At 38.0% G+C, this 12,258-nt stretch carries 16 protein-coding genes; 12 read left to right on the top strand and 4 right to left on the bottom strand.

From position 1 onward, the window contains the following. Positions 1-7: 7 nt before the first annotated feature. Entirely contained in the window at positions 8-388 is a 381-nt protein-coding gene (gene kapB / locus AC2TFD_RS24780) for a kinase-associated lipoprotein KapB (RefSeq protein WP_335568568.1), read from the bottom strand. A gap of 98 nt (positions 389-486) precedes the next feature. On the opposite strand from kapB, the gene AC2TFD_RS24775 reads away from it, so the two are divergent. The 5 genes from AC2TFD_RS24775 (at position 487) to AC2TFD_RS24755 (ending at position 3,536) form a co-directional block, all read left to right on the top strand. Next, the gene (locus AC2TFD_RS24775) at positions 487-1,230 is read left to right on the top strand and encodes a peptidylprolyl isomerase (protein WP_484674132.1); all 744 of its coding nucleotides are present in this window, start codon (positions 487-489) and stop codon (positions 1,228-1,230) included. An 86-nt stretch (positions 1,231-1,316) separates the two neighbouring features. After that, entirely contained in the window at positions 1,317-1,532 is a 216-nt protein-coding gene (locus AC2TFD_RS24770; RefSeq protein ID WP_335568570.1) for a hypothetical protein, read from the top strand. 41 nt (positions 1,533-1,573) lie between these two features. After that, a complete protein-coding gene (locus AC2TFD_RS24765) occupies positions 1,574-2,770 on the top strand; it encodes an alanyl-tRNA editing protein (protein WP_484674131.1) in 1,197 nt (398 codons plus the stop codon). Positions 2,771-2,829: 59 nt separating this feature from the next. Continuing rightward, positions 2,830-3,207, top strand: coding sequence for a PH domain-containing protein (locus tag AC2TFD_RS24760; protein ID WP_289342824.1), 378 nt, complete (start codon positions 2,830-2,832; stop codon positions 3,205-3,207). A 62-nt stretch (positions 3,208-3,269) separates the two neighbouring features. Beyond that, positions 3,270-3,536, top strand: coding sequence for a DUF1871 family protein (locus AC2TFD_RS24755; RefSeq protein ID WP_484674130.1), 267 nt, complete (start codon positions 3,270-3,272; stop codon positions 3,534-3,536). A gap of 30 nt (positions 3,537-3,566) precedes the next feature. Here the strand turns inward: AC2TFD_RS24755 and AC2TFD_RS24750 are convergent, their stop codons facing one another. Beyond that, on the bottom strand, positions 3,567-4,391 hold the full coding sequence (locus AC2TFD_RS24750; RefSeq protein ID WP_335568574.1) for an alpha/beta fold hydrolase: 825 nt from the start codon (positions 4,389-4,391) through the stop codon (positions 3,567-3,569). 202 nt (positions 4,392-4,593) lie between these two features. Next, on the bottom strand, positions 4,594-4,809 hold the full coding sequence (locus AC2TFD_RS24745) for a helix-turn-helix transcriptional regulator (RefSeq protein ID WP_335511549.1): 216 nt from the start codon (positions 4,807-4,809) through the stop codon (positions 4,594-4,596). Positions 4,810-5,014: 205 nt separating this feature from the next. Between AC2TFD_RS24745 and yugI the strand changes: the two genes are divergently transcribed. The 3 genes from yugI to AC2TFD_RS24730 all read left to right on the top strand — a co-directional run bounded on the left by yugI (position 5,015) and on the right by AC2TFD_RS24730 (position 8,074). Then, positions 5,015-5,419 (top strand): S1 domain-containing post-transcriptional regulator GSP13, encoded by a 405-nt coding sequence (yugI, locus tag AC2TFD_RS24740; protein WP_335511552.1) that lies wholly within the window; start codon positions 5,015-5,017, stop codon positions 5,417-5,419. Between the two features lie 143 nt (positions 5,420-5,562). After that, entirely contained in the window at positions 5,563-6,762 is a 1,200-nt protein-coding gene (locus tag AC2TFD_RS24735) for an ornithine--oxo-acid transaminase (RefSeq protein ID WP_484674129.1), read from the top strand. A 34-nt stretch (positions 6,763-6,796) separates the two neighbouring features. Then, on the top strand, positions 6,797-8,074 hold the full coding sequence (locus AC2TFD_RS24730; protein WP_420489194.1) for a Glu/Leu/Phe/Val family dehydrogenase: 1,278 nt from the start codon (positions 6,797-6,799) through the stop codon (positions 8,072-8,074). A gap of 37 nt (positions 8,075-8,111) precedes the next feature. Here the strand turns inward: AC2TFD_RS24730 and AC2TFD_RS24725 are convergent, their stop codons facing one another. Then, the gene (locus AC2TFD_RS24725) at positions 8,112-8,342 is read right to left on the bottom strand and encodes a DUF378 domain-containing protein (protein WP_335568577.1); all 231 of its coding nucleotides are present in this window, start codon (positions 8,340-8,342) and stop codon (positions 8,112-8,114) included. A gap of 129 nt (positions 8,343-8,471) precedes the next feature. Here AC2TFD_RS24725 and AC2TFD_RS24720 point away from each other — a divergent pair, with 129 nt between their 5' ends. The 4 genes from AC2TFD_RS24720 (at position 8,472) to AC2TFD_RS24705 (ending at position 12,156) form a co-directional block, all read left to right on the top strand. Further along, a complete protein-coding gene (locus AC2TFD_RS24720; RefSeq protein ID WP_335568578.1) occupies positions 8,472-9,635 on the top strand; it encodes an iron-containing alcohol dehydrogenase in 1,164 nt (387 codons plus the stop codon). 171 nt (positions 9,636-9,806) lie between these two features. After that, entirely contained in the window at positions 9,807-11,153 is a 1,347-nt protein-coding gene (locus tag AC2TFD_RS24715; RefSeq protein ID WP_335511562.1) for a glucose-6-phosphate isomerase, read from the top strand. A 95-nt stretch (positions 11,154-11,248) separates the two neighbouring features. After that, positions 11,249-11,647 carry a YugN-like family protein gene (locus tag AC2TFD_RS24710; protein ID WP_484674128.1) on the top strand — a complete coding sequence of 133 codons (399 nt, stop codon included), beginning with the start codon at positions 11,249-11,251 and terminating at the stop codon, positions 11,645-11,647. A gap of 344 nt (positions 11,648-11,991) precedes the next feature. Further along, entirely contained in the window at positions 11,992-12,156 is a 165-nt protein-coding gene (locus tag AC2TFD_RS24705) for a Spo0E family sporulation regulatory protein-aspartic acid phosphatase (protein WP_335511566.1), read from the top strand. The last annotated feature ends 102 nt before the right edge of the window (positions 12,157-12,258 follow it).

The raw sequence follows: 12,258 nt of genomic DNA, 5'->3' as shown, positions 1-12,258 counted from the left end.
TAACTATTTATTTGAAATAATCTTTTTCTAGAGAAGCAAGGCTTTTTAAACTCATTTCAGCCCAAGGGGTTGCATGTTCTGTTAATTCATTTTTCATTTTTTCAACTGCTTGTTTTAATGACTCACGATAGTCCGGCACCTCATCATGAAAAGGCTTTACCATTTGCTTTGGAATATTGGTCTGCTCCCTGAAGGAAAGTGCTTTTCTTTCATGAAAAATAAGGACATCCGCATCTTTTGGATTATGTAAATCACCTTGCATGGGGTGTTTCACAACAGCTAATACCCTGACTAAGTAATGCTGCGGACGAACTTCGGTTATTTCCCCAATATATTTTCCTGTTTTATAAATTCCGGTAACAATTTGGCCAATCTGGAATTCTGACATTACGTTCCCTCCACTCTACTATCCTTCTTTTATTATATAAAAAACTATGTGCAAAAAACAAAAATATCGGTTAAATTAATTAAATGGAGGGATGATAAATGAGAAAGAAATTGCAACTTTTGCTCATAATACTACTAATTGGGGTTCTTGTCTTAACTGGATGTGGGACAAGCAAGGAGAAAGAGGAAACAGGATCTAACAGTTCTGCTCCAAACACTGAGGAAAAGGAAGGGAGCGATCAAGTGGAAAACGCAGTTTATCCCCAACTTTCAAAGGAAGTCTCAGAAAATGAGAAGCTTGTTGAAATGGAAACGACCATGGGCAATATAAAAATTAAGTTATTTCCAGAATATGCTCCAAAAGCAGTAGAAAATTTTGTGACGCATGGTGAAGAAGGGTATTACGATGGACTAATTTTTCATCGTGTCATTAATGACTTTATGATTCAGGGCGGCGACCCAAATGGTGACGGAACCGGTGGAGAAAGCATTTATGGAAAGCCATTTGAGGATGAATTCTCAAATAATCTTTATAACTTACGTGGAGCATTATCAATGGCTAACTCTGGTACAAACACAAATGGAAGCCAGTTCTTTATCGTTCAGAAAAAATCTGTAGACCCAGCAATGAAAACAGAAATGGAGAAAGCTGAATTTCCAAAAGAAATTATTGAAGCATATGAAGAACAAGGAGGCACACCTTGGCTTGACCGTCGTCATACCGTATTTGGCCAGGTAATTGAAGGAATGGATATTGTAGATAAAATTGCAGAGACTCCTGTAGACGCTAAAGATAAACCAGAAGAAGATGTGTTAATTAAAGGTTTCAAGGTATTGCAGTAACCTGGGGATTTTATCAATGGCAGGAAACTTTTTTTGTTGCTATAATTAAACTTTAGTAACATTCCTTTAAAGAAAGGGAGAAAATGATGTTTCAGCCATATGTATTATCGTTATTTTTATATTTTCCTGAGGATAAATCTGAATATGGACCAGCTGCAGTAACGTTTATTATCTTTATGATTGGTGCCATATTAACAATGCGCTTTATTATCAAGGTTTCAAAGCGGGAAGCAAAAAAAGCAAAAGAACTTGAAGAAAAAGTAATGTCTCAACATAATAGTCAAGGAAACAGTGAACATTAAGCTGTTTCTTTTTTTTACCAATAAAAACTAGGAGTAAAAATATGGGGAAAAAATTATTCTATCAAGATCCTTACATAAAATCTTTTACAGCACATATCGTAACAAAAGGGAAAGACGAAAAAGGGAATGACTATGTTGTGTTAGATCAAACTGCATTCTATCCTACAGGCGGCGGACAGCCCTACGATTCTGGGACGATTGAAAATATTAATGTTCTGAATGTTGAAGAAGTGGAGGGAGAAATCCGCCACTACCTCGAAAGTGACCTAGATGATTCCACGTCTTCGGTGGAAGCTATAATTGATTGGGAAAGAAGATTTGATCATATGCAGCAGCATACAGGACAGCATATTCTTTCTGCTGCATTTGATAACCTTTTCAACTACAAGACGGTAGGGTTCCATTTAGGCAATGAAATACTCACCATTGATTTAGATACCGAAAGCCTCACGGAAACAGAAGCTGAAAAAGCTGAACAACTGGCGAACCAAATTGTTTTAGAGAATGTATTGATCGAAGTGAAATGGGTTACAGAAGAAGAAGCAGCGAATTATCCTTTAAGAAAAGAAACAAAAGTGAAAGAGGATATAAGGCTGGTGATTATTCCGGATTTTGATTATAACGGCTGTGGCGGAACACATCCGAAAGCTACTGGGGAGGTCCAGGTAATCAAGATCTTGGATTGGGAAAAGCAAAAGAAAAAGACCAGACTACAATTTGTTTGTGGAAATCGAGTGATTAAACAGCTGAATCAAAAAAATAAGGTGCTTATGGGGCTCACCCAACTTCTTAATTCACCTGAACAGGAGATGGAAAAAAGTGTTGTTCGCCTTCTAGAGAAGGTGAAAAGTACAGAGAAAGAACTGGAACAAACGGTTGAAAAAATTCTTTATTATGAAGCCAGAAGCTTACTAAATAGTTCAATGGAAAAAAGTGTTGTAAGTGAAGTGTTTCAAAACAGAAGTGTTCAAGAACTCCAAAAATTAGCCAGGATCATCATTAATGAAGATGACAATGTTATTTGTTTATTAGTATCCCAAAATGAAAGGAGACTGCAGCTAGTCTGTGCGAAAGCCTCATCGGATGGGATAAGTATGAAAAAAATAACAGCAAATGCCCTGACAATGATAAATGGTAAAGGTGGGGGCAGTGATACTTTTGCGCAGGGTGGTGGAGAAGCCCTCGTTTCAGCTGACCAAATGCTGCAACATTTATTGGAGTTAGTACAAGGTGAATAAAAATAATTACAGGCAAAAGTAGTATAATAAAATATTAAGCTAGAAAGGGTGGTGGGATCATGGGATTTTTTGATGGAATGATGGGCAATGCAGCAGAGGTAAATCCAGCAGAAGCCCAAAGGGAATTCGCTAGAATCCTTGCTGTGGACGAAAGAATTGAAAAAGCGTATAAATTAATTAGAGATCTATTTATATTTACGAATAAGCGGCTAATATTAGTGGACAAGCAGGGATTGACCGGAAAGAAAGTGGAGTATCATTCTATTCCGTATAAAAGTATCACTCATTTTAGTATTGAGACGGCTGGGAGCTTTGATTTGGATGCAGAATTAAAAATCTGGATTTCAGGTAATGCGCTCCCCCTTCAGAAACAATTTAACAAGAACTTAAATATATATGAGCTCCAAACGGTACTAGCCGAATACGTTCTTAAATAGAAATGCAGAATGTTGGTGGCTTCTTGCGATAGACATATAAAAATAGAAGAGGAGAAAAGGATATGGAAAGTGAAAGGAATACGAATCTTCAATTTGTGGATGTATTAAACGAATGGGATCCCTTCCAGTTAAAAGGGGATAGCCAGTATGATACAGAAATTGCCGATACGATTCGGGCTATTCATGAGTTAGACAGCCCTGAAGATTTAGCGGAAAGAATTCAGAGTATCTATGAATTTTCCTTTGAAAAAAACATCCCAATGAATCAATGCCTTACAGTGGCAAAGCAGCTTTTAGCAATTAAGGAAAACGATTCCTGTATTATTTAAAACGACAGCAGAAGATTGCTGTCGTTTTTTTTAAGCCAAAAATTGTTTGATATGCTGAAATACATCCTCAGGCCGTTCCTCTGGGACTAAATGACCGGTTTCTTCTAGGATAACAAGCTCTGATTTTCTTAAATCGGTACTTAACCGCTTGCCTACGGTCAGTGGGACAACCTTGTCATGTTCTCCCCATATTAACAAACAGGGATGAGTAATTTGGTTCAGCACGCTAGTTGAGAGGTCGCCTTCATGGTCCCGAATCATTCTTGTTAACGCCAAGAAAATTTCATCCTTTAAAAAAGGCTGTAAATAGCCAAATAGCATTTCGTCACTGATTAACGAATGGTCATGAACGACATTCTGAAGATTTTGCACAACACCTGACCGGGCAAGATAAAACTTTACATATAAATGGAAATAAGGAATGTAACTTCCGATAATTAAAGGGAGTTTTGATCGTTTTGAATAAGAAGAACTGCATAGCAGAACGGCTTTTTCCGCAATATCCGGTTGCTGATTTAAGATATTTAGAACAATTTGCCCGCCCATGGAATGGCCGATTAGAGTAATCTCCTTTAAACCTAGTAATGAAATGAGCTGAATAACCGTTTGGGCAAGATTTCTATAAGAATAAATAAATTTATTGCTTTTCCCGCTCTTACCAAAGGGAGGAAGGTCAATCGACAGGACTTGAAACTCTTTGTTTAAATAAGGAATTAACCGTCGATAGCTAAAAGTGGAGGAAAGGAATCCATGAAGCAGTACGAGAGTCTTATTAGAATCAGAATTTGGATAGAATTCATAATAAATATCAATATTATTGACGAGCTGATTACGATAAAAGACTTTTTCTTCCACGCTTTTTTACCCACCTTTTATAGATATGTTCGTGATAATAATTTCTCCAGCATATTCATATTTCACACTAGCTTTTCGATTTTTTTCAAAAAAAAGAGGACACACCACATTAGGTTGTCCACTTCAAAAAGGGGGGAATACTAGAAAGCTTATACTTTTATGATTTCCCGTTTTTGATTGATGTATACAACAAATATAAAAATTAAGTGTGCTGATCAAGTTGGTCTAATGATAGTTCAGAAGCAGGGATATCGAGAACAGTAGATAACTTTAAAAGTGTTTGAGTGCTTGGGATTTGTTCACCAGATTCATATTTATCGATTGTATGAATCCCTACCCTTATTTTTTGTGCCAGTTCCTCTTTTGTCATTTTTAAATGTTCCCGATACATTTTAATTGTATTGCCAATTGTGTTCATTTGGTTCACCTCTCCTACTCAGACATTATCTCAGATTTATTTTAACATAAATTTCTTTTTTCTAGAAAAAAACCTATTTGAATGTTATGTTAACGTTTTCAATTAATTTGTAAGGAAAACCCTTTTGATTATATGTTTACAATGTGCTATAATTTCTTATTGCGTATATAAAAGATAAAATAATTTATTTCATAGGAGTGTTTTCATGACAGAAAAATTCGAAACTGGAAGTATTGTAACAGGAAAAGTAACCGGTATTCAACCATATGGAGCGTTCATCGCATTAGACGAAAATACACAAGGACTTGTGCATATTTCAGAAATTACACATGGCTATGTTAAAGATATCAATGAGCATCTTAAAGTCGGAGATGAAGTTCAAGTAAAAGTATTATCCATTGATGAAAATGCAGGAAAAATTGGTTTATCCATCCGTGCAACAGAAGAAGCACCTGTTCAACAGGCTATTGCTAAACCAAAAAAACCTCGTAAGCGTCAAGCAGCTGCTATTGTTCCTGAAGTTGAAGGACAACAAGGATTTAACACATTGAAAGATAAACTTCAAGAGTGGATTGACCAATCACAGCGCGAAGACCTAATCAAGAAATAAGTAAATGATAAAAAACCTAGTGCCATGCTAATAGCGGGTAGTAGGTTTTTTTTTATATTTTTATCGATAGTGTTCATTCTTTTTGCTACCTCGGCTACAATAGGTATATACATAATTAGCCTTTGAAACGGGGGAAAAATAGTATGGCTGCAGAAAAGAAAACAGGGGAAATCATTCAACAAACTGAGAAATACGGGGCACATAATTATCATCCACTACCTATAGTTATTTCACAGGCTGAAGGGGTTTGGGTAGAAGACCCTGAAGGCAATCGATATATGGATATGTTAAGTGCATATTCTGCAGTAAACCAGGGGCATCGCCATCCAAAGATTATACAAGCCCTAAAAGATCAAGCAGATAAGGTAACGCTGACTTCCCGTGCTTTTCATAATGATCAATTAGGTCCATGGTATGAGAAGATTTGCAAATTAGCAAAAAAGGAAATGGCACTTCCAATGAATACTGGTGCTGAGGCAGTAGAAACATCGTTTAAAGCTGCGCGCCGCTGGTCTTATGATGTCAAGGGTGTTGCTGAAAACCAAGCCGAAATTATCGCATGTATGGGGAATTTTCATGGCAGGACCATGACGGCAGTTTCCTTGTCATCTGAAGCAGAATACAAACGAGGTTTCGGACCCTTGCTGCCGGGGATAAAACTAATTCCTTACGGAGATTTAGAAGCTTTAAAAGCAGCCATTTCACCCAATACTGCAGCCTTTTTAATTGAACCTATTCAAGGGGAGGCTGGAATTATTATTCCTCCTGAAGGTTTTATAAAAGCTGCTTTTGACCTATGTAAAGAAAACAACATTCTCTTTATTGCGGATGAAATCCAAGCAGGGTTAGCTCGGACTGGAAAAATGTTTGCGTGTGAGTGGGAAGGAATTGAACCGGATATGTATATCCTTGGGAAGGCACTTGGCGGAGGTGTATTCCCCATTTCATGTGTCTTGGCAAACGAAGATATCTTAGGTGTATTCAATGCGGGATCTCACGGCTCCACGTTTGGAGGAAATCCATTGGCGTGCGCCGTATCCATTGCTGCTCTGGATGTTCTAATGGACGAAAAGCTTGCGGAAAACTCATTGGAATTAGGTAAATATTTTCTAAGCAAACTAAAGGATATTCAAAACCCAAGAATAAAGGAAATAAGAGGCCGTGGATTGTTCATCGGAGTTGAATTGACAGAACCTGCTCGTAAATATTGCGAAGAATTAAAGGAACTAGGGCTTCTTTGTAAGGAAACGCATGAAACAGTCATTCGGTTCGCTCCTCCTCTTATCATTACAAGAGAAGAACTAGATTGGGCAATGGAACGAATTAACAAGGTGCTTGGTTAAATGAAAAAACTGGGGTGTCAAAATGGGGGATAATATGGATAGAAGCGGTGCAGGGGATAACAATAAAGAAACAGAAACGTTAAATCTCCTTACATCCACACAAGTTGTTATTCAAGATGTTTTGAAAAGGCTTGGGCTTCCCCAAGGAGTGTTCGAAATATTGAAGGAGCCATTAAGAATGCTGGATGTCAGGATTCCTGTTCGTATGGACGATGGCTCAGTGAAGGTATTTAGCGGTTTTAGGGCACAACATAATGATTCAGTAGGACCGACCATTGGCGGTATCCGATTTCATCCTAAAACAAATAGCGATGAGGTAAAGGCATTAGCGATGTGGATGAGCATGAAATGTGGAATTGCTGATATTCCTTTTGGTGGAGGAAAGGGTGGGATAATCTGTAATCCACGAGCCCTTTCTTTTGGTGAACTGGAACGCTTAAGCCGTGGTTATGTTCGTGCTATTAGCCAAATTGTGGGTCCAACGAAAGATATTCCGGCACCGGATATGTATACAAATTCACAGATTATGGGCTGGATGATGGATGAATACAGTCGTCTCCGTAAATTCGACTCTCCAGGTTTTATTACAGGGAAGCCGCTTGTCCTTGGGGGCTCAGAAGGAAGGGAAGAAGCAGGAGCATTGGGAGCTGCTATTTGTATCGAAGAAGCTGCAAAAATAAAAGGACTCCCTCTAAAGGGGGCGCGTGTAGTTATACAAGGATTTGGTAACGCAGGCAGCTTCATTGCAAAGTTTATGCAGCAATCAGGAGCCATTGTCGTTGGAATATCAGATGTATATGGAGCACTTTACAACCCGGATGGCTTAAATATCGACTATTTACTTAGTCGTCGTGATAGTTTTGGAACGGTAACGTCTATGTTTGACGGAACCATTACCAATGAGGAATTACTTGAACAAGAATGTGATATTCTTGTTCCGGCAGCGGTCTCCAATCAAATTACAGCCTTAAATGCCCAAAATATTAGGGCAAAGATTGTGGTAGAGGCAGCCAATGGTCCTACAACCATAGAGGGGACAAGGATTCTTTCTGAGCGCGGCATATTGCTTGTTCCAGATGTTTTGGCTGGTTCAGGAGGTGTGACTGTTTCTTATTTTGAATGGGTTCAAAATAAGCAGGGATATTATTGGGATGAAGAAGAGGTCAAGAATAAATTACGAAAAAAAATGACCAAGGCATTTCAACAAGTATATGAAATCTCTCAAATTACGAATGTAAATATGCGTATCGCCGCCTATACGGTCGGTGTAAAAAAACTGATTGAAGCTTCCCAATTTAGGGGTTGGATATAAAAAATCCTTGCAAATGGATTGCAAGGATTTTTTTTCTTTAACGTGTAGTTTCTGTTTGAGGTTCTCTAACATGTGCCTCGTTTGGTTTGAAGAGTAATCCGAGATTTAGAAGTCCACATATTCCTACTAAACCATAAATAATTCTAGAAAGAGCTGTATTATCGCCAAAGATTGCTGCAACTAAATTAAACTGAAAGAAACCAATTAGTCCCCAATTAATCGCACCAATGATGGTTAGTATTAGGGCAATTCTCTGAATTGTACTCAAACTGCATTCCTCCTATCAATATTTACATTTATAGATTGCTTAAAATGAGGGATAAATATTCATTCACATATCCTTTGCAAAAAATAATTTTTTCGACAATAATGATGTATGGAAAGGATGGTGCCAAATATGCAAAATTTCACCTTTTGGAATCCGACAAAATTGATTTTTGGAAAAGACCAGCTTGATCAACTAAAAAATGAAATTCCTCGTTATGGGAAGAAAGTGTTAGTCGTTTATGGCGGCGGGAGTATTAAACGAAGCGGTCTATATGACAAAGTAATTCACTTGCTAAATGAGATCGGTGCTAAAGTGTATGAGCTCCCTGGAGTCGAACCAAACCCTCGAATCACAACGGCCCGTAAAGGGGTAGAAATCTGCAAAAAAGAAGGAATTGATTTGCTTTTAGCGGTTGGCGGCGGAAGTGTGATTGATTGTACCAAATTAATTGCAGCCGGAGCTAAGTATGATGGCGATGCATGGGATTTGGTTATTAAAAAAGCTGGGGTAAAAGATGCCCTTCCATTTGGAACCGTTTTGACCCTGGCGGCCACCGGATCAGAAATGAACTCAGGTTCTGTTATTACGAATTGGGAAACAAATGAAAAGTATGGATGGGGAAGTCCATTTACTTTTCCAAAGTTCTCTATTTTAGATCCTGTGCATACTTTCTCCGTTCCAAGGGATCAAACCATATACGGAATCGTTGATATGATGTCACATGTACTGGAGCATTATTTTCACTTGGATGAAAATACATTATTTCAGGATCGTATGTGTGAATCATTACTGATTACCGTAATGGAAACCGCACCTAAATTACTTGAAAATCTTGAAAGCTATGAACATCGAGCAACGATCCTTTATAGTGGAACAATGGCCTTAAACGGAATCTTAAATATGGGGTACCGCGGGGACTGGGCCACTCATAATCTCGAACATGCAGTTTCAGCTGTTTATGATATCCCGCATGGAGGAGGTCTTGCAATACTATTTCCACACTGGATGAAGCATAACCTAAAAGTAAAGCCAGAGCGATTTAAACAGCTTGCCGTCAGAGTGTTTGGTGTAGACCCTGAAGGTAAGAGTGCAGAAGAAGCTGGACTTGAAGGAATAGCAAAATTACGTGAGTATTGGAATCGTATCGGAGCACCCTCACGTTTAGCAGACTATGATATTGATGACAGTAAAATTGAGTTGATGGCAGATAAGGCAATGATTTATGGTGAATTCGGAAACTTTACGAAATTAAATAGAGAAGATGTTTTGGCGATTTATCGTGAATCATTGTAACACAACGAAAACGAGCATATTATGTATGCTCGTTTCATTTTTCGACAAATTTAGAACAATGTAAAAAATTTGACGAAAATGGGCACGCTTACAATGGGAGACGATTCTTGATTATCTGTCCAGCATTGGTTAAAGTGAGTAATGAAAATAAAATATTGGAGGATTGCATTCATGACACACATACGTTTTGATTATTCAAAAGCGTTAGCCTTTTTTGCAGAGCATGAAATTACATATTTGCGAGACGCTGTTAAGGTGGCACACCATTCCCTGCATGAGCAGACAGGAGCAGGCAGTGATTTCTTGGGATGGATTGACCTTCCTACAAACTATGATAAAGAAGAGTTTTCACGTATTAAAAAAGCGGCAGATAAAATAAAATCTGATTCTGATGTACTGTTAGTGATTGGGATTGGCGGCTCATATTTAGGAGCAAGGGCTGCGATTGAAATGTTACAGCACAGCTTTTATAATGCTCTTCCAAAAGAAAAGCGGAATACCCCGCAAATTATTTTTGTTGGCAATAACATCAGCTCCACGTATATGAGAGATGTTATGGATCTTCTGGATGGAAAAGACTTCTCTGTTAATGTTATTTCGAAGTCAGGTACAACAACGGAACCAGCGATTGCTTTTAGAATTTTCCGTAAGATGCTTGAGGAAAAATACGGTGCAGAAGAAGCACGTAAGAGAATTTATGCGACAACAGACGCAGAGAGAGGTGCTCTGAAGACATTAGCGAATGAAGAAGGCTATGAATCTTTTGTTATTGCTGATGATATTGGCGGCAGGTACTCAGTGTTAACAGCAGTTGGCTTACTTCCGATTGCTGTAAGCGGTGCTGACATTGATACCATGATGCAAGGTGCGGCAAAAGCACAAGAAGACTTCAGTCATTCAGAGCTTGAAGAAAATCCTGCATATCAATATGCTGCTGTTCGAAATGCACTTTATAATAAAGGGAAAACAATTGAGATGTTAATCAATTATGAGCCTGGACTTCAATATTTTTCTGAATGGTGGAAGCAATTGTTTGGAGAGAGTGAAGGTAAGGACCAAAAAGGAATTTATCCTTCATCAGCAAACTTCTCAACAGATCTCCATTCACTTGGACAATATGTACAAGAAGGTCGCCGTGATTTATTCGAAACAGTAATAAAGGTGGAAAATCCACGCCATGAATTAACGATTGAAGGTGCAGAAAGTGATTTAGATGGTTTAAATTATCTTGCTGGACAAACGGTTGACTTCGTTAATAATAAAGCATTCCAAGGAACAATGCTTGCCCATACAGACGGCGGAGTACCGAACCTAATCGTATCGATTCCGAAAATGGATGAATATACATTCGGCTATCTAGTCTATTTCTTTGAAAAGGCATGTGCAATGAGCGGGTACTTATTAGGCGTCAACCCATTTGATCAGCCTGGTGTAGAGGCTTACAAGGTAAATATGTTTGCATTGTTAGGTAAACCAGGATTCGAAGAAAAGAAGGCCGAACTCGAAAAAAGACTTTAAATCATAAATAAAAAGGTAGAGTACGAAAATCAGTACTCTACTTTTTATTATTTTTGGGGAAACTAATAAATAATGACGAAAAGGGGGCGAAAAGTTTGATTGAAATTCCATCGAGTGTAGAAGGTAAGCAATTTGATTTGTATAAGCTGGAACAAAAATTAAAGCCAATCGGGTATTCCATTGGCGGTAACTGGGATTATGACCATGGATACTTCGATTACAAACTAAATGACGAAGAAGGTTATCAGTATCTAAGACTTCCATTCACAGCCATAGATGGCCAACTTGACGTACGTAACTGTACGGTTCAGCTTGGACGTCCATTCTTATTGTCACATCAGTATCAAATCGGCCTAGATGACCATACTGGTGAAGCTGGCACCTTAAATCAGTTCTCAGAACCAGTGGATAAGGATGCAAGTTTTCCTGATCAATTTATTGAAACAGGAAAGACCCTAGTAAAAGAACTTGAATCGATACTGAGTTCCATTTGACTCTCCTTGGTATGAGAAAGATAACCAAGTTAAGTCAGTCCTGTCCGAGGTCAAGGCAACTTCGGACACAAGGTAACAAAATAACTACAGCCCTGTCTAAAGTCAAGGCAACTTCGGACACAAGGTAACAAAATTAAGTCAGTCCTGTCCGAGGTCAAGGCAACTTCTGACGCAAGGTAACAAAATAACTACAGCCCTGTCCGAAGTCAAGGTAAAATTGTAATAGTATAATGTTCACGAAAGATACAATTATTTTTTGTAAATATGCTTGTCTTATCGTGAAAAATTACTTAAATTTAGGTTAATAATATAAATATGTTATTAATAAGAAAAGGGGTTAAGCGATGGAAACAAGCATGAACTATTTGTTATCTAATATTGAAAAAGTCAGGATTGAAATGATTGATCTAGCACGACAATATGGATATTCAAATCCAAATGTTGTTCAATGCAGCCAAAAGCTCGATCTCCTTTTAAACGTATACGAAAATAAACAAATAAAGCATTAATGAAATAAGAAGAACGAACCTTCCGTAATTAGGCGGAAGGTTTTTTATTTTGTATGCACTTAAAACAGCAAAAAAGGAATAATTTCCATTATAGATGCAAAC

It is taken from the genome of Neobacillus sp. plas4 (assembly GCF_057221695.1).
This window is presented reverse-complemented; position numbering and strand designations above follow the sequence as displayed.

Excerpts from the sequence above, each read along its gene's own strand:
- AC2TFD_RS24765 (WP_484674131.1), top strand. The coding sequence starts at position 1,574 with ATGGGGAAAAAATTATTCTATCAAGATCCTTACATAAAATCTTTTACA.
- AC2TFD_RS24720 (WP_335568578.1), top strand. The coding sequence starts at position 8,472 with ATGCAAAATTTCACCTTTTGGAATCCGACAAAATTGATTTTTGGAAAA.
- AC2TFD_RS24770 (WP_335568570.1), top strand. The coding sequence starts at position 1,317 with ATGTTTCAGCCATATGTATTATCGTTATTTTTATATTTTCCTGAGGAT.
- AC2TFD_RS24715 (WP_335511562.1), top strand. The coding sequence starts at position 9,807 with ATGACACACATACGTTTTGATTATTCAAAAGCGTTAGCCTTTTTTGCA.
- AC2TFD_RS24775 (WP_484674132.1), top strand. The coding sequence starts at position 487 with ATGAGAAAGAAATTGCAACTTTTGCTCATAATACTACTAATTGGGGTT.
- yugI (WP_335511552.1), top strand. The coding sequence starts at position 5,015 with ATGACAGAAAAATTCGAAACTGGAAGTATTGTAACAGGAAAAGTAACC.
- AC2TFD_RS24745 (WP_335511549.1), bottom strand. The coding sequence starts at position 4,809 with ATGAACACAATTGGCAATACAATTAAAATGTATCGGGAACATTTAAAA.
- AC2TFD_RS24755 (WP_484674130.1), top strand. The coding sequence starts at position 3,270 with ATGGAAAGTGAAAGGAATACGAATCTTCAATTTGTGGATGTATTAAAC.
- AC2TFD_RS24730 (WP_420489194.1), top strand. The coding sequence starts at position 6,797 with ATGGATAGAAGCGGTGCAGGGGATAACAATAAAGAAACAGAAACGTTA.
- AC2TFD_RS24705 (WP_335511566.1), top strand. The coding sequence starts at position 11,992 with ATGGAAACAAGCATGAACTATTTGTTATCTAATATTGAAAAAGTCAGG.
- AC2TFD_RS24735 (WP_484674129.1), top strand. The coding sequence starts at position 5,563 with ATGGCTGCAGAAAAGAAAACAGGGGAAATCATTCAACAAACTGAGAAA.
- AC2TFD_RS24760 (WP_289342824.1), top strand. The coding sequence starts at position 2,830 with ATGGGATTTTTTGATGGAATGATGGGCAATGCAGCAGAGGTAAATCCA.
- kapB (WP_335568568.1), bottom strand. The coding sequence starts at position 388 with ATGTCAGAATTCCAGATTGGCCAAATTGTTACCGGAATTTATAAAACA.